At 67.3% G+C, this 21183-nt stretch carries 15 protein-coding genes; 8 read left to right on the forward strand and 7 right to left on the reverse strand.

Annotated features, from left to right (window positions below; all coding sequences use genetic code 11):
- Window positions 1-360: 360 nt before the first annotated feature.
- From OV287_RS01470 to OV287_RS01490, 5 genes are read left to right on the forward strand one after another with little or no spacing between them, the layout of a single operon-like run.
- Entirely contained in the window at window positions 361-1506 is a 1146-nt protein-coding gene (locus OV287_RS01470) for an SH3 domain-containing protein (protein ID WP_267532159.1), read from the forward strand.
- Between the two features lie 37 nt (window positions 1507-1543).
- Window positions 1544-6625: a C39 family peptidase gene (locus OV287_RS01475; protein WP_267532160.1), complete on the forward strand. Its 5082-nt coding sequence runs from the start codon at window positions 1544-1546 to the stop codon at window positions 6623-6625.
- A gap of 5 nt (window positions 6626-6630) precedes the next feature.
- Window positions 6631-9114, forward strand: coding sequence for a hypothetical protein (locus tag OV287_RS01480; RefSeq protein ID WP_267532161.1), 2484 nt, complete (start codon window positions 6631-6633; stop codon window positions 9112-9114).
- A gap of 20 nt (window positions 9115-9134) precedes the next feature.
- A complete protein-coding gene (locus OV287_RS01485) occupies window positions 9135-10526 on the forward strand; it encodes a hypothetical protein (RefSeq protein ID WP_267532162.1) in 1392 nt (463 codons plus the stop codon).
- Window positions 10527-10581: 55 nt separating this feature from the next.
- Complete coding sequence (locus OV287_RS01490; protein WP_267532163.1) at window positions 10582-11583, forward strand: LysM peptidoglycan-binding domain-containing protein; 1002 nt, start codon at window positions 10582-10584, stop codon at window positions 11581-11583.
- Window positions 11584-11589: 6 nt separating this feature from the next.
- Here the strand turns inward: OV287_RS01490 and OV287_RS01495 are convergent, their stop codons facing one another.
- Window positions 11590-13245 carry a methyl-accepting chemotaxis protein gene (locus OV287_RS01495; protein WP_267532164.1) on the reverse strand — a complete coding sequence of 552 codons (1656 nt, stop codon included), beginning with the start codon at window positions 13243-13245 and terminating at the stop codon, window positions 11590-11592.
- A gap of 71 nt (window positions 13246-13316) precedes the next feature.
- Complete coding sequence (locus OV287_RS01500) at window positions 13317-13595, reverse strand: hypothetical protein (protein ID WP_267532165.1); 279 nt, start codon at window positions 13593-13595, stop codon at window positions 13317-13319.
- Between the two features lie 409 nt (window positions 13596-14004).
- On the opposite strand from OV287_RS01500, the gene OV287_RS56325 reads away from it, so the two are divergent.
- Both OV287_RS56325 and OV287_RS01505 read left to right on the forward strand, forming a co-directional pair.
- Window positions 14005-14553 carry an HNH endonuclease gene (locus tag OV287_RS56325; protein ID WP_373371797.1) on the forward strand — a complete coding sequence of 183 codons (549 nt, stop codon included), beginning with the start codon at window positions 14005-14007 and terminating at the stop codon, window positions 14551-14553.
- On the forward strand, window positions 14550-15020 hold the full coding sequence (locus OV287_RS01505) for an SMI1/KNR4 family protein (RefSeq protein ID WP_267532166.1): 471 nt from the start codon (window positions 14550-14552) through the stop codon (window positions 15018-15020). The genes OV287_RS56325 and OV287_RS01505 overlap by 4 nt, the downstream gene beginning before the upstream one ends.
- A 103-nt stretch (window positions 15021-15123) precedes the next feature.
- Here OV287_RS01505 and OV287_RS01510 read toward each other — a convergent pair whose 3' ends face one another.
- On the reverse strand, window positions 15124-15717 hold the full coding sequence (locus OV287_RS01510; RefSeq protein ID WP_267532167.1) for a hypothetical protein: 594 nt from the start codon (window positions 15715-15717) through the stop codon (window positions 15124-15126).
- A gap of 81 nt (window positions 15718-15798) precedes the next feature.
- Here OV287_RS01510 and OV287_RS01515 point away from each other — a divergent pair, with 81 nt between their 5' ends.
- On the forward strand, window positions 15799-16032 hold the full coding sequence (locus tag OV287_RS01515) for a hypothetical protein (protein WP_267532168.1): 234 nt from the start codon (window positions 15799-15801) through the stop codon (window positions 16030-16032).
- A 108-nt stretch (window positions 16033-16140) separates the two neighbouring features.
- Here OV287_RS01515 and OV287_RS01520 read toward each other — a convergent pair whose 3' ends face one another.
- Genes OV287_RS01520 through OV287_RS01535 form a run of 4 tightly spaced genes read right to left on the reverse strand, consistent with a single transcriptional unit; the run spans window position 16141 to window position 21077 of the window.
- The gene (locus OV287_RS01520) at window positions 16141-17694 is read right to left on the reverse strand and encodes a response regulator (protein ID WP_444546325.1); all 1554 of its coding nucleotides are present in this window, start codon (window positions 17692-17694) and stop codon (window positions 16141-16143) included.
- Window positions 17669-19705 carry an ATP-binding response regulator gene (locus OV287_RS01525; protein WP_267532170.1) on the reverse strand — a complete coding sequence of 679 codons (2037 nt, stop codon included), beginning with the start codon at window positions 19703-19705 and terminating at the stop codon, window positions 17669-17671. Before OV287_RS01525 ends, OV287_RS01520 begins: the two co-directional genes overlap by 26 nt.
- Window positions 19702-20421 (reverse strand): hypothetical protein, encoded by a 720-nt coding sequence (locus OV287_RS01530; RefSeq protein WP_267532171.1) that lies wholly within the window; start codon window positions 20419-20421, stop codon window positions 19702-19704. The genes OV287_RS01525 and OV287_RS01530 overlap by 4 nt, the downstream gene beginning before the upstream one ends.
- Window positions 20422-20423: 2 nt before the next feature.
- Window positions 20424-21077: a cobalamin B12-binding domain-containing protein gene (locus OV287_RS01535; RefSeq protein WP_267532172.1), complete on the reverse strand. Its 654-nt coding sequence runs from the start codon at window positions 21075-21077 to the stop codon at window positions 20424-20426.
- Window positions 21078-21183 lie beyond the last annotated feature (106 nt).

A 21183-nucleotide genomic window follows, 5' to 3' on the forward strand; every position in this document is an offset into this window, starting at 1 on the left:
GGACGGGGCTGGCGCGGGCGGCCATCGTTAGAATGACAAGTGTCAGTGGGCTCATGTCTGCCTTTGCTCGCGATGTCCTGCGGCCGCTCCGTCCACCTCCTGGAGGCGCTGTCTCCGCAGCCCGAGCGCCTTCTCTCCCACATGGGGAACTGGTGCCGTGGCGGCTTCGGAAAAGTCCAGTGTGTATCGCGGTCCATGCCGCAGGGCCTGCCTTGATGGCAGGAGGGCGGTGAAGGAAGCAGGCCCGCGCGAGTGCCCGTGGTGGGTGAATGTGCCTCCCTGGACAGCCGTCAGAGGGGCATGCAATCGTCAACAGTCGTTCAACGCTCTACCAGTCAGGGCATTCGGGGGCTTTCGGGAATGCAAACGCTGCTGATCTCCCTCTTGCTTGTCGCGGCCGCGAGTGATGCCGCTGCGGAGCAGCAGCGGGTGTACATCCTCGGCTCTTCCGTCAACCTGCGGAAGGCGCCCTCCCAGGAGGGGGAGCTCCTCGAGAAGCTGCGGATCGGCACGGAGTGCCACGTCACCGAGAAGCTCCAGGGGGAGTGGCTGAAGGTCCGCTGTGGGGACCAGGAAGGCTACGCCGCGGCCTCGCTGCTCGGGACGGAGAAGCCCTCGGTCGAGAAGCTCCGGGCCGAGGCGCGCAACCCCAAGCTCAAGCTCGAGAAGCGTCAGGAGAGCGCGCTCCGGGCGGCCACCCTCTCGCCGGAGGACGTCGAGCTGCAGAAGGAGCTGGGGCGGCTTTTCTTCGAGCGCAACCTCGAGCTCGCCGCCCGCATCAAGAATCCGACGGTGAAGCGGACGTTCACGTGCTCGTGCGGTTTCCAGAGCATCGCCGTCTGCTTCAAGGAGTGTAGCGCGGGCTCCCTCAAGGACGTGACGGTCCGGGTCGAGACCCGGCAGAACCTGTTCGTGGTCGCGCTCGGGCAGGCCGAGAACGTGGTCGTCTACCGGGGCAAATACAAGGTCGACAAGAAGACCGAGGTCTTGACGGGCACGGTCCTGGATCGCTCCAGTGCTGCCTCCACGCCCGTCCTGGACAAAGCCCTCTTCCAGGGCGTCGAGATGTTCCGTCCGGAGAGGGAGGATCTCCCGTTCGGCCAGTACATCCTCGACGAGGCCTCCCAGGCCCTCCTGGATGGGCTCCCCAGGGAGTGGGGTCTGCTGAAGCGGGCCGAGGACGGCTTCCTCGAGTTTCAGTGGAATGACTGCGGGGACAGGCCCTTCCTGTTGAAGTTCGTGCCCGACATGCACGGGCGCTGGCGTCTCCTGCTCGAGGAGCCGGGCCATGACGTGCCGCGGAGGTACTGGATCTCCGCGGTGGTCAGGCGCGACAACGGGCTCGAGTTGACGCTCGAGGGGCTGGACGGCAGCACGACCCGGCAACTGTTCAAGCTGCCGGTGGGGGACGAGGACGACGTGGCCTGGCTGGGGGAGACGGCCTACGGCTCCAACTTCGGGTGGCATCCGCAGCATCATGTGCCCTGTCTTCAGGGGGGGCCGTAGTCCAGGACGTGCACAGCGCTTGCTGGAAGAACTTGCCATGACGCAGAACAGGTACTGGCCGGATTGGGAGTACGATCTGGCGGAGAAGCTGGAGAAGTTGGGGCCAGTGCTGGATGAGTACCACCTCCTCAAGGTCCCGCTCCTGGGACAGCATTACGAGGGGAGCGCGCGGGACTGGTGCGGACGAACGTCCGCCACCATGGCGTTCAATTACTATCAAGCCATCCAGGGCGGTGACTTCAAGTCCAGGTTCATCACCCACTGGAACGCCGACAAGCCCGGGTATTACGTGGACCTCCGCTACCCGGGCGGTCAGCGGGCGTTCCATACGAAGCCCACCGATCCCCCGCACGACCGCAACGTCGACAAGACCTACGCCGTTACCAACCCGGCCCACGTCGTCGCCAACATCGACGCGGTGCGGATTCCGGAGAAGTTCGACGAGCAGGGTGGTTTCATTGATTTCAGTGCGTCCAGGATCCTCGACTTTGCCTACGCGAAGATCCTCCCCGCCAACGAGGAGAACCGGAAGAGCCTGGCGGCGCAGATCGCGAATGATCCCGTGCGGATCGAGTCGCGGCTGAAGACGATGCTGGACTCGCTCACCGCCAACAACCCGGTCATCCTGTACTCGGGCTTCTCCGAGAAGACGGGCAGCCCGATCCACCTCATCTTGATCGTGGGCTATGCCTACCTGACGGATTCCACGGGCCGGCACCTCTGGCTCATGGTCGCCGACCCCTCGACCCAGAACAGCAAGATCAAGGTGGGCATGTTCTTCCCGCCCACCACCAAGATGAGCTCGGATGACCTGGAGGGGGTTGGCGCGCTCAATGGCAAGCACGACCTGATCCGCTTGATTCCAGGAGACTCCTCCTGCGCCAAGGCTTCCCTGGTGCTGCTGCGGGCCCGGAAGCTCTTCGAGGAGAACACCCACAGCACCATCCGCGATGACCTGTGGATGGATTACTACAATGAGTCGCACAAGGGCGGCGCGTTCATCTACTCGCACCGGTCGACGACCGTTCCCCCGGAGTTCGTCTTCAGCAACGTCGCGCGCGCGGTCGCCTACCCCTTCGATGGTCAGAAGGAGCGCTTCCGCCCGGTCAACTGCTTCGCGCTGACGGAGAAGGCCGCGGCGGGCCGCTTCCCCATGGGAAGCTTCCGCAACCTCCACTCGGGCGTCCACCTGGAGTCGCCGCTCTTCGCGCTCACGGGCTCCACCGGCCAGCAGGCCCCTGCCCCCCAGCCGCCTCCCGCCCAGAAGCCCCAGGCGCAGAAGGGCTCGGGCCAGAAGACCCCGGCGCAGAAGGCTCCGGCGCAGAAGGCCCCGGCCGTGGTGAAGGAGGTGCGCTGCCTGGCGCCGGGCTACATCGTGGCCATCCGCCTGGCCAATGCCTACCGCCCGCCGGAGGACGCCAAGGCGGCGAAGCCCGCGACGGGCACGTCCACCACCCAGGATGTCACGGCGAACGAGCTGGCCCAGGAGCTCGCGGGCGCCCACAACTCCTTCGTGCTGGTCCGCCACGACGTCGAGGAGGTGGTTCCGAAGCAGAAGGAAGGAGAGCCGCCGGCGCAAGGCAAGCGCTTCACCTTCTACAGCCTCTACATGCACCTGGCGCCTCCCGATTGGGGAACGTCGCCCTCGGAGCAGTCGACCTCGTACGAGGGCGTCACCTGGCACAAGACCCTCGCGCGCCTCCATGGCAGCCTGTCCGTGCTCGACCCGCAGCACGAGGCCTTCCGGCAGGTCCGCTGGCTGCAGAAGGACCCCCCGGAAGGAGGCACGAAGGAGCTCCTCGTGATGAAAGGCGGCGCCTTCTCCATGATGGGGAAGGGCGCCGGAACGTCCGTGCCGTTCGCGCTCGGCAAGGAGGAGGACGGGCTGCTCCGTGGGGTGTGGAAGAAGTCCGATGACGAGCTGAAGAAGATCCAGGACGCCTTGATTCAGGGCGAGATGGTGACCTTCTGTCAGCCCTACCTCCAGGTGCGCACGGGCGAGCTGCTCGGCTACGTCGACGGGACGCGGGAGGGCTTCCTCCACTGGGAGATCCTCGCGCCGAGCGAGCCGGGGCAGCTCCAGCAGTTCCTCGAGTTCGCGACCGAGAAGCTCTCGCTCGAGAAGGACTTCTTCAAGTTCTTCGAGGAGAAGGACTCGCAGAACAACTATTTCGATCCGATCGGCGAGGGCGAGCTGGCGTCCCTGGTGGAGATGGCGCCCGTGTCGAAGCACGCGGGTGACCCGGAGCGCAACCTCCTCAAGAGCTTCAAGGGCTCCTACCACGTGGCGCTGCTGCGGCTGCTGCTGGAGTCCCACCGGGCGCTGCCCTTCTCCAAGGACGACACGCCTCCGAAGGACACCGCGCCGAAGAAGGAGCCCGGGTACCTCACCAAGGTCCTCGTGGAGAACTACAAGGGCTCGCTGCCCGCGGGCCCCTACAAGCTCAAGTTCACCTTCGAGCCCGCGGATTGTGGCGAGGAGTTGATCGACTACGACGGCCGGGCGGAGAGCGTGACGGTCCGCGTGCCCGCCAGGGCGAGGAAGATCTACGTGGAGCCGCACGTGGTGGCCGGCAAGCACGAGGGCTTCTTCATCCAGCCGGGCGGCGGTGCCGGCAAGGACGCCCTGCAGAAGGACGTCGAGCACTTCAAGAACCTGGCCTCCATGCGCTGGCGCAATGTCGTGCTCCGCCACCTGAACGATTGGAGCGTCGAGGGCATCAAGGCGCAGATGAGCGCGCGCCTGAAGGCCGACAAGGAACTGCCCATCGGCTACGGCGTCGTCGTGTACGCCGACAAGCAGAAGGAGGCGGACGACGCGATCCTCCAATACGCGGAGTCGGTCGCGTGGTGGGCCCACAAGGAGAAGGCCTTCCTGGGTCCCAACGGGGAGAAGAGCCTCTTCGACGGCGCGCAGTTGCCCAAGGAGACCTTCCTCGACAATCCCCACCCGGTCACCTTCGCCTGGCTCCTGGGCCTGCTGAACAAGCATGGCTTCGTCCGGTTCGCCGACGTTCCCCGGTGGCGCTCAGACGAGATGAAGAAGGTGGCCGCCCTCGGGTGGTTGCCCGCGAGGACGGAGAGCCCACCCCGGCAGGTGGGGGAGCTCGTCTATGCCGGTGCCGTGCAGCGGGGGGACGGCAACGAGCCGGTCGTCCTGCAGGTGCGCCACGAGGACCTGACGCGCGACCTCGCCCGGGGCACCTTCTCGGAGGGCGTGTTCGCCCACCCCGTGGAGTTTCCCGGGTGGGGCCGATGGGAGCTGCTCAAGCCGGAAGGCGCGGTGGAGATCGGCGGTCTGGTGCTGGAGGGGCTCACCCCTTGTCTCCAGTACGCCCCCGAGCCGCCAGGCCAGGACGGCAAGCAGTCCGCGGAGACCAGCGAGGGGCCCGTCCTGGGCCCGAATGGGGTGCTCTCCTGGCGGATCCCCTTCCGGGAGAATTGTCCGAAGCTTCTCCGGGGCTGGCTCCTCGCGCGGACCTCGAAGAGCAAGGTCTCCGCCGCGGCCCCCGGGAATGCCCCGCCGGCCGAGCAGGGCTCCGAGCCGGCTCCGTCGTTCCAGGTCGTCGAGTGGGTGATTCCCCTCGAGGCGCGAGAGCAGCTCGCCGTGAACGAGGACGTGGGCTTCGCGTTCGCGGAGGGGTTCATCAAGCGTGGCAACGTCGCCAAGGACGACAAGACCTACCTGACGGAGCATTTCACGTACCAGGTCTTCATCGACGCGGCGAAGGAGCCGCCGGCGCCTCCCCCCGCGGCGGGTACGGCCCCGGCGCAGAAGCCGGCTCCCGCTCCCAAGGCGGCCAAGAATCAGAAGCCCGAGCCCAAGCTCGCCTGGGATCTCGTCGAGTCCGTGGAGCGCATCCAGCGCGAGTTCGTGCCACGTCAGAACCTGCTGTTGTCCGCGCTCTCCGCGGATGGACTCTCCATCCTGCTCAAGGCGCCCAATTCGGGACCGGAGGCCGTGGACCTGCTGCGCGCCGCCGTGAACAAGGTGAAGGAGTCCGGCTGGGCCGCCGCGGACGTCACGGAAGAGGAGCAGGGCGCCTTCCGGGTTTCCGTGAAGGCGCCGCGGTCGAGCAGTCACTCCGGTGCGCTCGTGAGCCAGGTGGATCCCTCCGCCCTCTTCGCCGAGCTCAGGAAGACGCTCGCGCCGGATGAGCAGCTGGAGGTGCAGTTCGGCTGCCTCTTCCCCAATGGTGGCGGCACGCTGGACAAGGCGCTGCTGCCCAAGGAGGCGACGGGCACGAAGCCCGAGGCGTTGAAGCTCGAGACGTTGAAGAGCGAGGCCAGGGCCGGCTACCTGGAGCTGTGGTCCACCCAGGTCACGGAGGTGCTGCATCGTCCCGCCTTCGGGAAGCCGTCCTGGCAGCTCACCTCGAAGGGCATCCAGATCTCCGTGGAGCTCCTGGGCGCCCCCGAGAGCTTCTGGAAGGCGGCCGATCCGACCATCGACTTCAACGACGACAAGCAGCTCAACAAGAACGCGAAGGTGAGCTTCGTCAAGACGCCGGACTCGCTCTGCCTGGTGCGGCAGGTGGACTTCGGCGAGAAGAAGCTCCAGGGAAAGAAGCTCTTCTTCACGGCCAAGGCCCGGAAGCAGGGGGTGCCCCTGGAGACGGAGAAGATCGACGTTCAGCCCTCGTCTCGAGACGAGTACCTCATCAAGCCCGCGGCCACGCTCAAGGTGGAGGACAAGGAAGGCAAGGGCTTCCAGCTGAAGCTCGAGGTGGCCACGCGGGCCGTCCCCTCCGGCAGCGTCTTCCGGGTCGAGGTCTTCGATCCCGGGCCACCGCCCGTCAACCCGAAGAAGCCGAAGGCCCCGTGGCCCGTCCTGGTGCTGCCCAAGACGGCCATCACCTACGACGTGCCGCATCCGAAGAAGCAGGTGGCGGCCGGACTGACGGACGCGCAGGGCGTCTTCCGCGCCACGCTGAAGGTGGATGATGTCGCGGCCGCGCTCCAGGATCGCAAGCAGTACAAGGTTCGTGTCATCGCGGTGCAGCCGGAGAACAAGGACCTGAACTGTGTGACCCCGGAGGCCCTCACCCTTCCTGTCCGCCTCGAACCGCCGCCCGAGGGCGAGACGTCCGAGACGGCTGGCACGGGCGAGGGGAGGTAGCCGAGATGACCACGCCATTCGAGAGGCGCGAAGTCCGTATCGATCCAGGCTCGGAAGGTGTCTTCCGGCTCGTCGTCGTGCCCCACACCACCCTCACGCTCAAGCTGGCGGACTGGTCGGTGGACGGGCGCACCTACAAGTTCAAGCTGACGGGCACGCACAAGAACCTGCCCGCCGGCACGAAGTGCCGCGTGCAGATCAAGACCAACTCCTTCGACATCTCCAAGGGGACCGACGTCAGCGACGTGCCCATGCAGATCAGCGGCACCAGCTGCCGGGTCGACGTGGAGTTCGATCTCTACAAGGCGGGGCTTTTCGGCGAGGGCCTCGCCGAGCTGAGCGTCTTCCCGGACTTCCCCTCCGCGCCCGAGTGCAAGGTCTCCGGCCCGATGCGGTTCACCAACACGCTGGGGGTGACGGGCGCGACCCCCGGAGAGGTCCGCCTGGGTCAGCTCCTCACGCTCGTGCCGAAGGTCCACGACCGGCTCGAGGGCGCCACGCTCCGGCTCTCCGTCTTCAGGGAAGGCACGGGCCAGACGCCCAATGCCCTGGCGTACTCCACCTTCGACTGGACCACGGAGGACAAGGAGGAGCGCCAATGGCAGGTCGGCTGCGCGACGAGCGAAGGCTCTACCCTGCTGACCTACCTCGGGACGGGCGAGGGCCCCTTCTCCTTCGATGTCCGGCTCGAGCTCGTGGATCCAGACGGGCTGAGCTACCTGCTGTGGGAGAAGGCCAAGGCCGTCTCGTTCCCGAAACCGAAGCTGGAGGTGTTCAAGCTCACCGACGGGCGCGCGGAAGTGAAGGTGTCGAACGTCGCTCCGAGCTTCATGCTCCCGTTGGAGCTGGGCCTCTGGGAGTACAAGCCCCTGGCGCCGCTGTCCTCCACCCCGCTCCAGGTGATGACGCCCATCACCCGCCCGGTGGAGCTGGTGCCCACCGACTGGGCCTCCTCCTTCCTGGTGTATGCCGCGGACATCTTCGGTCCCGCCACGGAGGAGAAGGAGGAGAAGCCGCACTTCCTCCTGCTGCGCATTCCCAAGACCCTGTCGGGCACCACCAGCTACGTGCCCGTCAGCTCGGTCATGGACTACGACCCCGCGCTGTTCCACACCTTCGACGACGACCAACTCTGGCTCGAGCCCCCCAAGACGGGAAAGAAGACCGCGACGAAGCAGGCCAAGACGCCCAGGGACCTGGCCACCGCGATTGCCTCCTCGGAGCTGGCCGAGCGGAAGATCGATCCGACCCGGACTCCCTTCTTCGGGCTGGCCTCGATTGGCGTGCAGGACAACAGCCTCTGCCTGACCTTCAAGCTCGCGGGGGATGCCGCGTATTGGAAGGCCGCGGCGCCCGCCTTCTCCATCTACGACGAGACGGAGCAGAAGGAGCTCGTCAAGCTCACCACGGCACCGGTGGACAACAACCCCCGGCTGCTCAAGGCACTCGTTCCCCTGTCGAACAAGAGCATCTTCAAGAAGAAGGTGGTCATCCGGGGGAAGATCACCAAACCCGAGGCGAAGCTGTGGGGTCAGGCCGTCGTCCCCCCGGTGATGCCTCCTGCCGCCTACGAGTGCGTTCCTTCCCTGGCCCATCCCCGGATGAGCCCCGTCGTGCTCGCGGATGACTCGTCGTACCTGCTGGCCCGCTGCCAGGCCAGCTACATCCCGAACGGCAAGCAGGACGGCAGCGTGCTGGCCTTCACCCTCTATGAGCTCCTGGCGGATCTCGAGAACCCGGTCCTGATGACGCGGGTGAAGTTCCGCTACGACATCTCCAAGGGCGGAGGGGGATTGAGTGATGCCCAGGGCTTCCTGACGGCGCGCATCCTGGACACGGTCCTCGTCCGGCAGCTTCAGAGCGCTGGCCGGTACCTGCTGGAGGCCAGCGTGGTGGGGAACAAGGGGAAGGTCCTCTCCACCGACGTTCCCAAGGTGACCTACGAGTTCGGCGGCACGCGCCGCTCCGTCGCCGGTACGCTCATCTGGGGCGAGGTGGTGCCGCCCGAGTTCCGCAAGAAGGTGTTCGCCATCGCGGATGAGCTGAAGGTCAATCCGCAGTACCTGATGGCGTGCATGGCCTTCGAGACGGGTGGCGAGTTCAAGGCCAATACGCCGGGCAAGAGCAGCAATGCCTTTGGCCTCATCCAATTCATGCCCACGGAAGATAACGAGAAGATTACCGGCGTGAAGGCGGAGGTGCTGCGGGCGATGACCGAGGTCGAGCAGCTCGACTACGTCCAGAAGTACTTCCGCCACTTCATGACCGAAAAGAAGAAGCCGCTCGTCACGCTCGGTGACGTCTACGCGTGCATCCTGTGGCCCGCTGGAATCGGCAAGGCGGATACGGAGATCTACTTCCGGGCGGGCGAGAAGGAATACGTGCCCAACAGCGGGCTGGACAAGGAGAAGAAGGGCTTCGTCACCAAGGCGGACGCCACGGCTCCGGTGAAGGATTGGCTCGATAGGGGCTGGGACTACCGGCTCTAGATCGTGGGAAGGTGACGGGGATGAGCTCCATGCGTCGTGTCTATCTGTCCTGTCTGGCCGCGGTGTTCCTGGCCGCGTGCCCCAAGGCCCCGGCCGGCCCTCCCCCTCCGGCCGAGCCCCGCCCCGAGCACCCGGGCGAGGCTCCCCCGCGCAGTGCAGGGCCCGAGGCGCCCGAGGCCGAGGCGTTGCTCGCGGCCGCGGAGAAATCCGGGCTGGACGTGCACGATCGGCTCGAGCACGCCGCTCGCGCGGCCACGCTCGCCCCGAAACACCCGGGGGCCCGGGCCGCGCTGCGCAAGCACTACCTGGACTATCAGTTCGACCGGCTGGCCGGACCTGGAGGTGGAGGCGGAGCTCCTCCCCTGGAGCGTCATCTCCCCTGCGCGAGCCCCGCGACACCCGACGGGTGTCTCGCCGATGCCCTCTTTCCCCAACGGCTGTTCGGCGCGAAGACGCTCGAGCGCCGGGACGGCTCGTTCGTGGGCGTGGGGGCCCGGGACGATCATCTGTACGTCGTCCGTGGGACGTCGCGCCCGGCCGAAGGCGGCCTCTCCTACGTCGTCCTCTCCCGCGCGTTCGAGGACGCGGATGCGCGGCTCGTCGCGGAGGCCCTGGGGCTGAAGGTTGCGGAGGGTTCCGTGGGCTCCCTCCGGTATGTCACGGACGGTGAGCATGGCTACTCGCGCACGACGATAGGCTCTCGGCTGGAGGTCCGGGACGGAGCGCGGGAGCAGGTGCTGATCGACCTGCAGAAGCACATTCCTCCTGGCAAGGACGGAGAGATTCGCGCCGATCTGCGCGGCCAGCTCTCGCTCGCGCTGTTGTTCGTGGGCGATTTCGATCAGGACGGCCGCGATGACGCGCTCGTGTATGTCTCGACCGGGGGCAACTGCTGCGCGCCCTGCTACCTCTTCGCCAGTGTGCCGCGCGAAGGTGCGCCCGTCGTGACGGGGAATTTCTGTACCTGGCAGGCGCCGCCCCTGCTCGGAGAGGCGGAGGGGAAGCCCACCTTCACCATCACGGATGAAGAGGGAGAGAAGACCTTCGTGTTCGCGGAGCACGAGGCCCGGCAGCTCTCGGTCCGCCCGCGCACCACCCTGGAGACGGTCTTCGAGTACACGGCCGACGAGCTCTGGAAGGTCGCGGACGAGCAGGGCCAGAGCCCGGACTTCACGACGGTGAACCTGAAGTACGACCTCGACGAGGACGGCCGCGCGGAGCGCATCGAGTGCAAGGGCTGGGTGCGCTGGAATGGGCTGCGGTGCAACGTCTACCGGGCGGACGGGCGGCAGATTGGCACATTCGGTGGGTGCAAGCGGGTGGGGGTCCTGTCCAGCAGGACGCAGGGAATGCACGACATGGTCTGTGATAAGGATGAGGTGTCCCGGTGGAACGGGACGGCCTACCCATGAAGGTTCGACCCGCCGGGTGAAGAGCGCTCCGGGTACGGAGGCTCGTGGAGGCAGTATGGCGCGCGAAGAGCAGAAGGGGGGGGCGGCCGCGGTCCGCTCCATTCGGCATCGCCTGCGAGATGGGGAGATGGAGTATGTCCTGCTCGGGTTCCACGAGGCGCTGCCCGCGGGGTACGAGCCCGTGGCACTCGGTGACACGTGGCTGGCCGAGCGCCGGCTTCGAGAGCTGGCGCAGGACTACTTCAACTTGCGGGTGCTGCGAGAGCTGGTCTACAGCCAGGCCCTCTCGCGCCCGTACGAGCCGAGCACCGAGGAGCTCGTCGTGCGGCAGGCCGCCACGTTGTTCGCGCGCGGGCACCTGCGGTTGGCGCGGGCCCCCCTGCCCCGGATGCCGGGGGAGGTCAAAGCCCTCGAGAAGCAGAAAGCGTCCGAGCCTCCCGCTCCTGTCGAGGAGAAGCTGCGGTTGATGCTGCAGCTCGTCGATGACGTCTCCGAGGAGCCCGTCCCGGACGTGAAGCTGCGCGTCCTGCTCTCCGACGGCTCCGAGCAGCGGGTCACCACCGACGCCGAGGGGCGCATCGAGCTCTCGGATGTCCCCCAGGGGCGCGTCAAGGTGGCCTCGGTCCTCGAGGGCGCGACCCTGGCCAAGACCGTGGCGTTCGTGAAGTCCGGCATCCTCCCGTCGTACCAGCAGGAGGCAAGCCGACGGAGCAAGGGCGCCGCCGCGGAGCTCTTCCTCGCGCGAGTCATCGAGCACAAGGTCTCTGACGGCGAGACGCTGGAGAGCGTCGCTGAGTCGTATGGGCTGACCGTGGACCAGCTCGCGCGGTTCAATTGGGGCACGACCGACTCCGAGGAGATCCAGCGGCGTCTGCTCTCCGACGTGGGTTGCACCTCGATGGACGACAGCGGCAAGTTCGTGCTCTCCAGCCTCGACGAGCCCGGCATCCTCTACGTCGCCCGTCCGTTGGAGATGGACTGGGTGACCCTGGAACTGCGCCACATCTGGCGGGTGAGGAAGATGGCGAAGCAGCGGGTGTATCTGTTCTCGGCCTGAACGGGTTCAACCCGGCCCGGGCTGCTCCACTTGGAAGCGGGTCACCGTTTCTCTGAGCTGACGCGCCCGGGCCTCCAGGTCCTCCACCGCCTTCGTGATTTGCTCCACGTTCATCGCTGACTCCACCGCCTGATTCGATAGCGCGTGGATTCGCAAGGTGAGCGTCTCGCCCGTCTCCGCCTGGGTGGCGTGCGCTCGCGCCGTGTCCTTCACCCTCCGCTGGATTTCCTCCGCCCCCGCGACAATCCGCTCCAGCGCCTTCCCCGTCTGATCCGACAGCGCCAGCCCCTCGTTCACCTTCAGCCGCCCCTGCTTCATCTGCCCCGCCACCGCCTCCGTCTCCGTCTGGCTCTGCTTCATCAGCGCCTGGATTCGCTCCGCCGCCGCCCGTGCCCGCTCCGCCAGATTGCGCACCTCCTGCGCCACCACCGCGAAGCCCTTCCCGTTCTCTCCCGCCCTCATCGCCTCGATGGACGTGTTCACCGCCAGCACCCGCGTCTGGTCCGCTACGTCCGAGATGAGCTCCACCGCCTGCTCCACCTCCGCGCTCCACTCCGTCAGCCGCTCCACGCCTCTCCCCAGCCGCTCCACCACCCGGGCGATCTCCTTCATCTTCTCGCCCGTCCCCCTCACCACCACTCCGCCCTCGCGCGCCACCTGCTCGTTCGTCTCCGCCGTCCGTGCCGTCAGCTCCGCCTGGCTCGCCCCCATCGCCAGTTCCTGCGTCATCCCCATCACCGCGTCCGTCATGTTCCGCAGTGATTTCGACTGCTCCTGCGCTGCCCGGCTCAGCCCGTCCGCCGAGCGGTGGATGTGCCTCGCGTCCGTCTCCGTCGCCCTCGACACCTCCCCCATCTCCCCCAGCATCTGCTGCACGTCCTCCACCATCGCGTTGAAGGCTCGGCCCAGGTCCCCCACCTCGTCGTGCGAGGGCGTCACCACCGTCACCCTCAAGTCCCCTCGCGCCACCCGCCCCGCTGCGTCCACCAGCGAGCGCATCGGCTTCAGCACTCGCCTCGAGAAGTACACCCCCGCCAGCCCCGCCAGCCCCACCCCCGACAGCAGCGCCACCCACAGCCGCCGCTGCACCGCCGCCACCTCGCGCTCGATGTCCTCCACGTACACGCCCGTCCCCAGCACCCATCCCCACGGCGCGAACAGCTTCACGTAGGACACCTTTGGAATCGGCTCCGGCTCGCGCGGACGCGTCGCCAGGTACTCCACCGCGCCCTCTCCCTCCTGGCGCGCCAGCTCCACGATGTCCACGAACACCCGCTTGCCCGTAACGTCCTGGTACCCCTTCATGTCCTCGCCGATTTGACCCGGTAGGAAGGGGTGCATCACCAGCCGTGTCTCCAGGTCGTTGATCCAGTAGTACTCGGCGTTCGCGTAGCGCAGGCCCTCGAGCATCGCCGCCGCCTTGTGCTGCGCTTCCCGCGGCGTCAGTTCGCCCGCTCGTACTCGCGCCTCGTACGACTCGAGGATGCCGTGGCCCGCCTCCACCAACTGCCGCACCGCGCGCACGCGATCGTCCCGCAGTTGCTGCCGGATGGCGGGTAGGACGTAGAACTGCTGCAACAGCAACAGCGGCAGTACGGCGATCAGCAGCGCCACGTAGAACTTCGTCAGCAGGCTGCGCCTTCGTCCAAGCCCGAGCGCCATCCCTCCCAGCCTAGGGCAAACCGGAGGGAATGTTCAGGCGCCTACAGGCTGCTTCTCCTGGCGCTCGGGACTCAGCACCGCGGCAGGTTCGCGTCCGGCGGGCAGTTCCACTCCGCGTGGCAGCACTCGCCCCCCTCGCGGCCACAGGGCAACTGGCACGTCTCCACCCAGTCACAGGGGTGGCGGCTCTCCAGTCCCACCGCCTGGGGTGCCGTCTCTTCCTCCACGGCCGCGCAGTCCCCCACGCCCAGCTCGCACCGCACTCCCGGCTGCCCATGCTCCCCGGACCGGGTCTCCACCGCCGTCACCGCCCCCAGGAGCATGCCCGCCAGGGTCACCAGACCAACCATCGTCGCCTTCACGACCACACCCCCGTGCTGATCGCGTGACTCGTCCCACCACCTCCGCCCCAGGGCCTCCCCCTGGGACGGTGCGTCATGATTCCTTCCCGCTGTCGACTTCGGCTCGCGCCTCGGGGCCTGATTCGCAACGCGGTCCCCGGGCGCCTCGCCCAGGGCCTTTATCTGCCCATGGCGCGCCGCGCTGCGAAGGGGGTTGATCGGGGATTCCGCGACCTCGTCACCCAATGGGCGGAACGGGTGTCCGGCTGACGGCACTCGCCTGCCTGCCCGGGTGGGATGGTCTGACATCATCGGGCCTCTCCACACCGATACGAGATGGGAATTACTGGACGGCCCGAGGTGAACCTCGGAAATCTGAGGTCCTCAAGAGGTAGGAGATTACATCCTTGAAACGTGTATGCCTCGTGTTGTGCGCACTGCTTCCACTCGTGACAGCAGGTGCTCGCCCGCGGAGTCTGTTGGAGGAGACTCCTGTGCCCATGGAGTGGGGGCTCAAGGGGCACGGGATTGCCGGAAGAAAGGGGAGTGGGGGGCTTCCTCCCAAGAAGGCGCCGCCGGTTGTAGTCCAGCAGGGCACATCGGCTGTTCCCAAGGTGAATGGGCGCTTGCCGCGCAACAGCAAGTACGCGGGCAAGGTCTTCCCTCTCGAGAACTGCCCAAGGAGTTACAGGCCAGGTACCCCAAGAGCATCCGCTTCACCGAGGACGGCTTTCCGGACTTCTCTCCCTATGCCCTCAAGACGGTGGGAGTCCCCTTTTCTGGAGACCGCAAGCGGGATGCGGTGGCCGCGAACGCCGCAGCGGGCTTCAAACACACTCCCACCGGATACACTTGGCACCACCATCAGGATGGAAGGACGATGCAACTCGTTCCCACGGACCTCCATCGTGCGATTTCTCATACGGGCGGGCATGCCGCTCAGAAGGCATTGGAGGTGGGCGAATGAGTGTGAGCATCGAGGACTCGTATGCCCCCTTGTCTCCGAGGCAGCTCGAGGAGGCCGAGTCCAGGTTGGCCATTGAGTTGCCGCAGGAGTATCGGGCATTCCTGCTCGCCCACAATGGCGGCCGTCCCAGTCCTGATGCGTTCCAGATGGAAGGCAGATGGGAAATGGTGGACCGGTTTCTCGGCATCCACGAGGGTGAGCACGACAACCTGCTCGATTACGTGAAGGCTTATGCGGGCCGACTCCCAGCGGAGTTGCTACCGATTGCGCATGACGCCTTCGGGAACCTGATCTGCCTGGCGGTACGTGGACCTGAGCATGGTGGGGTGTATTTCTGGGACCACGAGTGGGAGGCCGGGAGAGGCGAGCCTCCGGGTTATGACAACGTCACCTGTGTCGCGGAGAGCCTGGATGCATTCCTGGCGTCCATGAGCGCCCTGCCAGACGAGGAGGATGTTCCTGCTTGAGCGGCGTGTGCTGCAATTCGTCTTTGAGCAGAAAACGATTGCCTTGTGAGGTCTGCGTGGGGGCTGGAGCTGCCCCTCACGCCGACACGGGATGCCCTTTGGATCAAGCTGGACGCTTGGTAGGAAACGGCAACACGCGGGCAGCCGGCAGTTCTGCCGTCTCGGCGGCAGTCTCGTTCGTCAGCCGCGCGAGCGGGCCGATCACCTTTTCCTCCCACATCTTGAGAGTCAGCTTCTCGAGCTTGTCCTTGAGCTCGGAGTGGTCGTCGAACCACTTCTTGAGATGGGATGAAACGCGGTAGTTGAAGCCTGATCCACCACCCCATTCGCTCGCGCAGTTGAGCCAAAGTGTGGTGTCCTGCGTGAGCGGCGCTCGATAGACCTCGATCCCCACTGCATCCGCGAACGCTGTTCGCCACTGCTGCGCGCTCCGCTCGAGCTGCTCGAGCGTACGGTGCGCGAGAGCCAACTCGGGATTGGCCTTCAACGTATTCAGGAAGCCACTGAGGCGGGTGAAGAAGTCACGAGAACGAAGGAGGGCGTCCTGGGCAGCGCCTGTGCCAATAAGGTGGGGCAAGTTGAGCCCTGCCCACAACCCGTTGCGACGGGTTGCTGCCCATAGGGTCGAAGCGTAGCGTACACTCTCGACGGTGTTGGTCGCTTCCACGTAGGCGTGCTGTTCGCGGGTTTTCAGCACTCGATTGCCCTTGAGGAAGTGGAGCGGGCCCGGTGGTGGCGCGCTCGGGAGTTTTCCACCCGCTTCCAGACGGACGCCTCGGTGGCTGTCTTGCTCGAGGACCTCGCCCGGTGGGGCCGCGCACCGGAGCACTGGGAGAAGTACCCGGAGCTCCTCTCCGCGGTGACGCCGGCGGAGCTTCAGGCCCTGGTGAAGCGCCTCAACCTGGGTTCCGAGGTCATCGTCATCACCGGCGACGCGGCGCTCCTCAAGCCTCAGCTCGAGAAGGCGGGCTATCGTGTCGAGCGCGAGGTGCGCAAGGCCCCAGCTCCTTGAGCCTGGGGGGCACTGGGGGGCACAGGCCCGGATACCCTCACCCCGTCCCTCTCCCGGGGGGAGAGGGGTGGTTGCGGAGTGGGGCGGGGTCTCTCGGTGGAGTGGGAGCTACAGCTCCGAGAGCAGGCGGCTCAGTGCATCCGGATGGACTGGCTTCACCAGGTGCAGGTCAAACCCTGCCTCGCGCGCCCGGCTGTGGTCTTCCGACCCTCCGTATCCCGTGAGCGCCACCAGCCGGATTCCCTGGCCCATCTTCGCCCTCAGCTCCTCCGCCACCCGATAGCCATCCAGCCCCGGCAGCCCGATGTCCACCAGCGCCACCTCCGGCGAGCGCTGCACCGCCAGCTCCAAGCCCCTCAGTCCGTCCGCCGCTACCTCCACGCGGTGGCCCCACGTCTCCAGCAAGTCCTGCAGCGCCTGCCTCGCGTCCTCGTTGTCCTCCACCACCAGGATGTGTCTGCGCCGCTTCACCAAAGCTGGCAGCACCACCTCCTGCTCCGAGTCCGAGGCCACCGGCAGCAGCGGCAGCCACACCACGAACTCGCTGCCCCGGCCAGGGCCGTCGCTGTGCGCCTCCACCCGGCCCTCGTGCATCTCCACCAGGTTGTGCACCAGTGTCAGCCCGATGCCCAGGCCCCCTCTCGAGCGCTCCAGCGACTCGTCCGCCTGCGAGAAGAGCTCGAACACCGAGAGCAGCACCTCCGGCCGGATGCCGATGCCCGTGTCCTTCACCCGCACCCGCGCCCCCATCCGTCCGTCTTCCACGGAGCGCTCCGCCTTCACCTGGATGGAGCCCCCCGCGTCCGTGTACTTCGTCGCGTTGTCCAGCAGGTTGGTGAACACCTGCACCAGCCGCGTCGTATCCGCCTCCATCCACAGCGGCACCGTCGGCAGGCTCGACTCCAGCTTCAGGTTCCGGCTCTCCGCCTGCGGGCGGAACACCGTCAGCACCTGCTCCAGCACGCCCCTCAGGTCCAGCCGCGTCTTGCGCAGCTCCACCTTGCCCCGCGTCAGCCGGCTCACGTCCAGCAGGTCATCCACCAGCCGCGCCAGGTGGTTCGTCTGGCGCTGGACGATGGCGACCATCCTGCCGTCCTTCGTGTCCATCTGCCCCCGGCGATCCAGGATGCCCACCGCCGTGGTGATGGCCGCCAGGGGATTGCGCAACTCGTGCGCCAGCATGGCCAGGAACAGATCCTTGCGCCGGTCCGCCTCCGTCAGGTGCTCCGCGCGCCGCCGCAGCTCCTGCTCCGCGCGCCGCATGCGCAACAGCGAGCGCACCGTGGCGATCAGCTCCTCGCTCTCGAAGGGCTCGGTGAGGTAGGCGTCCGCGCCTCCCTCCAGGCCGCGCACCTTCTTGTCCGTCGTGACGAACGTGGCCGAGGTGTGCATCACCGCGATGGAGGCCGTCTCCGGTTGGGCCCTCAGCCGCTGGCACACCTCGTAGCCGCTGATGTCCGGCAGCTTCACGTCCAGCACCACCACGTCCGGGCGCTCCTGCATCGCCAGCCGCAGGGCCTCCTCTCCCGTGGCCGCCTCCAGCACCCGGTAGCCCACCATTCGCAGCGTGCGCGAGGACAGATAGCGGGTCGCTTCGTCGTCGTTGACGTTGAGAATCGTCGCGGAAGAAGAGAGGTCAGCCACGGCGGCTCTCCCCGGCATCAGTGCCCAGGCCCGTCTTGTGCAGCGCGTCCCGGATGCGAGTGATGGCGACCTCGCGGCTCAGCTTGTGCTTGGCGAGGATGGTCGAGGTTCCCTTCTCCAGCCGTCGGCGCTCCTCCTCCTGGAGCTGGTGCGAGGTGTGGATGATGACGGGGATGTCGCGCGTGCGTGGATCCGTCTTCAGCTCGTCCAGCACGTCGAAGGCAGTCATGTCCGGCAGCACGAAGTCCAGGAAGATGAGGTCCGGGAGCTGCTCGCGAGCCAGTTGGATGCCCTCCGGCCCCGTGGCCGCCTCCGACAGGACGTAGGGCGTGTCCTTGAGCAACTGCCGCAGCAGGTAGCGGTGCACATCGTCGTCGTCGATGATGAGCAGCTTGTGCACCGGGCCGCTGCGCGCCATCTCCGCGAGCTTGCGCAACAGCTGCTCTTCGCCCACCGGCTTGAGCCAGAACTCGTCGGCGCCCAGGGCTCGCGCCTTCTGCTCCCGGTCCATCAGCGTCACCACCAGGATGGGGATGTCGCACGTGGCCTCGTTGCCCTTGAGCTCGGAGAGGAAGCTCCAGCTCGTCTCGCCCTCCAGCATGACGTCCATCACCACCGCGGCCGGGCGTACCCGCTGCAGCGTGCGCCGCGCCTCGTCCACCGTGCGCACCGGCAGCACCTGGAAGCCCGAGCGCGACAGGTACTTCTCGTAGAGGAAGAGCGTCTGCCGGTCGTCCTCCAGCACCAGCACCGGCGCGCGGCCCGGCTCCAGTTGCTGGCTGCGCTCGGCCATGCCGAGCATCTCCTCCACCTCCGGGTGCACTCGGGGCAGGGTGAAGGTGAAGGTGGAGCCCCGGCCCGGCGCGCTCTGCACCGTGAGGCTGCCGCCCAGGAACTCCGCCAGCCGCCGAGACAGCGCCAGCCCCAGGCCCGTGCCCTTCACCCGCTTCTGCAGCGGGCTCTCCACCTGGGTGAACTCCTCGAAGATGTGCGTCTGGTGCTCCGGCGCGATACCGATGCCCGTGTCGCTCACCCGGAAGCACACCGTGTCCTCCGGCCCCCGCTCCGCCGAGACGGTGACGTGGCCCTTCTCCGTGAATTTCAGCGCGTTGGACATCAGGTTGCGCAGCACCTGGCTCACCTTGGCCTCGTCCGTCTCCAGCGCCAGGTCCGCGGGCGGCTCCTCGAAGCGCAGCTCCACCCGCGAGTCCGCCAACACCAACGGCCGTATCATCCCGCGCAGCGCGCCCAGGAAGTCGCTGGCGCTGAAGCGCACCGGCCGCAGCGTCGCCTTGCCGGACTCCATCTTCGACAGGTCCAACAAGTTATTGACCAGCTCGAAGAGGGCCTCGCCCGAGGAGCGGATGAACTGCACCTGCTTCTGCTGCTCGGCGGAGAGCGCGCCGTTGGCGGGGTTGAGCAGCAGCCGCGCCAGGCCGAGGATGGAGTGCAGCGGGGTGCGGAACTCGTGGCTCACGTTGGCCACCACGCGGCTCTTGATTTCCGCGGCCCGCACCAGGCTCTCCGTCTTCTCGTCCAGCTCGGCGTGCAGGGTGCGCACGCCGCGGTTGGACTCCTCCAGGTCCCGGTTGAGGCGCGTCAGCTCGTCCGCGCGTCGCTTGAGCTCGCGCTGCTGGCGCTCCGTCTCGCGGTGCAGCGCCGCCAGCTCGCTCATCGTCTCGCTCACCTGCGAGAGCGAGTCGGCATAGTCCTCGGGCACCAGGCTGCCCACCAGCGCCACGCTGCCCTCGTGCGGCGCACCCCGGAAGGCGAAGGTACGCGGCACGCCCCCCACGCACAGGATGGCCTCCCAGCGCTCCACCCGCTCGTCGCGAGCCAGGGTGATGAGCCGGTCCACCTTGTCCTCGGTGCCCTGCGCCGCCAGTGCACGCAGGGACTGGCCCGGCACGGCCTCCAACAGCCGCGCCGCGCGCTCATCCATCCAGGTGAGGGTGCCGGACGCATCGCACACCAGCGCCACCTCTCGGCTCAGGAAGTGCCACAGGGACGCGGGGACGGGCGTCGTCATGTCTGCTCCTTCTCCAGGGCGGTCAGCCCCGTCGCCACCGTCACCCGGGGTATCTCCGAGACGGTGACGTCCCGGGCCAGCGCCGACTCCAGCGCCTCCAACATCCCGCGGTAGCTGCACCGCAGGTTGCGGCGCGGCCAGAAGCCCGCGTACCACCGCACGTGCTCCACGAAGAGTCCCGGCCGCTGCACGCCCAGCGCGTCCATCAAGTAGGACAGTTGCAGCAGCAGCTCGTCGCCCAGGCGAATCTCCTGCCCGCGCGTGAGCGCTCCCTCACGTGCCGCCAGCTCGCCGAGCGTCTGTGGCACCAGCCGGGGCAGGGCCTCGCGCACAGCGCGCGCCGGGCCCTCGGGCCAATCCAGCGCGGACTCGGCCGCGCGCACGTACTCCAGCGCCTCGGGCGGCTGCGTCAGGCCCTCGTTCACCAGCGCCGCGTGCAGCCCCTGGAAGTGCGCGGCGAGGTGGCGAGAGCTCATGCCGCGCGGCACCAGCAGCCCCTGCAGCCAGCGCACATAGCGCTCCATCACCCCCGGGTCCTTTGCCTCGAGCGCCTGCACCAGGTAGCGCACGTGGAAGACAGCGTCCTCTCCTCCAAAGCGCCGTGCCCGGTCCTCGCCATAGCGGGCGAACCAGAAGGGGTCCTCGTAGAGCTCCGAGACGGAGGCCTCGGCCAGTCGATGCATGCGGCGCTCCACCTCACGGGCCAACGACGGCATGCCTAGACCTCGAACATCCTGCAGGCCGACGCCACCAGCTCGCGCGCGTCCTTGCCGAAGAAGGGGACTCCCAATTCCGCCTCGACCCCGGGTACCCAGGTGAAGGCCAACCCCCCTACGGCCATCGGTAGCCTTGGTGCCACCTCGCGCACCGCGGTCACGGCCTGGCGCAACGCGGGGATGTGGTACGTCATGGTGACGGAGAGTGCCAGCAGATCAGGGTTGGACTCGCGCACCTCGCGCGCCAGGTGCTCCGTGGGGATGCTCGCTCCCAGGAAGCGCACATCGAAGCCCGCCATCTCCAGGAAGTCGCTCGCCATGCGGGCGCCCAGCTCATGCAGCTCGCCCTCTACACAGGCCACCATCACCCTGCGCCCGTTGGGCGGGTCCCTCGGCAGGTGCCGATAGAGGTGGGAGAGGGCGAGCTGGGAGATGGCGGTGGCCATGTGCTCCTGGGCTACGGAGATTTCGTTCTCCTGCCACTTCCGGCCGATCTCCCACTGGGTCTTCTGGATGACCTCCAGGTGGAGGGAGGGCAGGGGGAGGCCCTTGAGGACACCCTCGTCCACGAGCAGGCGCAGGGCTTCCCGGCGGTTTCCCGAGAGCTGGGCAGAGAGGTAGGACTCGCGGAGCGTGGCGAGGGTGTCGGTAGTCACGGAGGAGGAATCGCGAGGTGGGGGGCGACGGGGCAAGGTACCCGGGTCTGTTCACTCCTAGAAGCGCGGGCCAATCGATTTCCCTGGCAGTCAACAACGTGGGCAC

Source organism: Archangium lansingense, from assembly GCF_026626635.1.
Classification (GTDB): domain Bacteria; phylum Myxococcota; class Myxococcia; order Myxococcales; family Myxococcaceae; genus Archangium; species Archangium lansingense.

Excerpts from the sequence above, each read along its gene's own strand:
- OV287_RS01470 (WP_267532159.1), top strand. The coding sequence starts at position 361 with ATGCAAACGCTGCTGATCTCCCTCTTGCTTGTCGCGGCCGCGAGTGAT.
- OV287_RS01475 (WP_267532160.1), top strand. The coding sequence starts at position 1,544 with ATGACGCAGAACAGGTACTGGCCGGATTGGGAGTACGATCTGGCGGAG.
- OV287_RS01480 (WP_267532161.1), top strand. The coding sequence starts at position 6,631 with ATGACCACGCCATTCGAGAGGCGCGAAGTCCGTATCGATCCAGGCTCG.
- OV287_RS01485 (WP_267532162.1), top strand. The coding sequence starts at position 9,135 with ATGAGCTCCATGCGTCGTGTCTATCTGTCCTGTCTGGCCGCGGTGTTC.
- OV287_RS01490 (WP_267532163.1), top strand. The coding sequence starts at position 10,582 with ATGGCGCGCGAAGAGCAGAAGGGGGGGGCGGCCGCGGTCCGCTCCATT.
- OV287_RS01495 (WP_267532164.1), bottom strand. The coding sequence starts at position 13,245 with ATGGCGCTCGGGCTTGGACGAAGGCGCAGCCTGCTGACGAAGTTCTAC.
- OV287_RS01500 (WP_267532165.1), bottom strand. The coding sequence starts at position 13,595 with ATGGTTGGTCTGGTGACCCTGGCGGGCATGCTCCTGGGGGCGGTGACG.
- OV287_RS56325 (WP_373371797.1), top strand. The coding sequence starts at position 14,005 with ATGCCTCGTGTTGTGCGCACTGCTTCCACTCGTGACAGCAGGTGCTCG.
- OV287_RS01505 (WP_267532166.1), top strand. The coding sequence starts at position 14,550 with ATGAGTGTGAGCATCGAGGACTCGTATGCCCCCTTGTCTCCGAGGCAG.
- OV287_RS01520 (WP_444546325.1), bottom strand. The coding sequence starts at position 17,694 with ATGCCGGGGAGAGCCGCCGTGGCTGACCTCTCTTCTTCCGCGACGATT.
- OV287_RS01525 (WP_267532170.1), bottom strand. The coding sequence starts at position 19,705 with ATGACGACGCCCGTCCCCGCGTCCCTGTGGCACTTCCTGAGCCGAGAG.
- OV287_RS01530 (WP_267532171.1), bottom strand. The coding sequence starts at position 20,421 with ATGCCGTCGTTGGCCCGTGAGGTGGAGCGCCGCATGCATCGACTGGCC.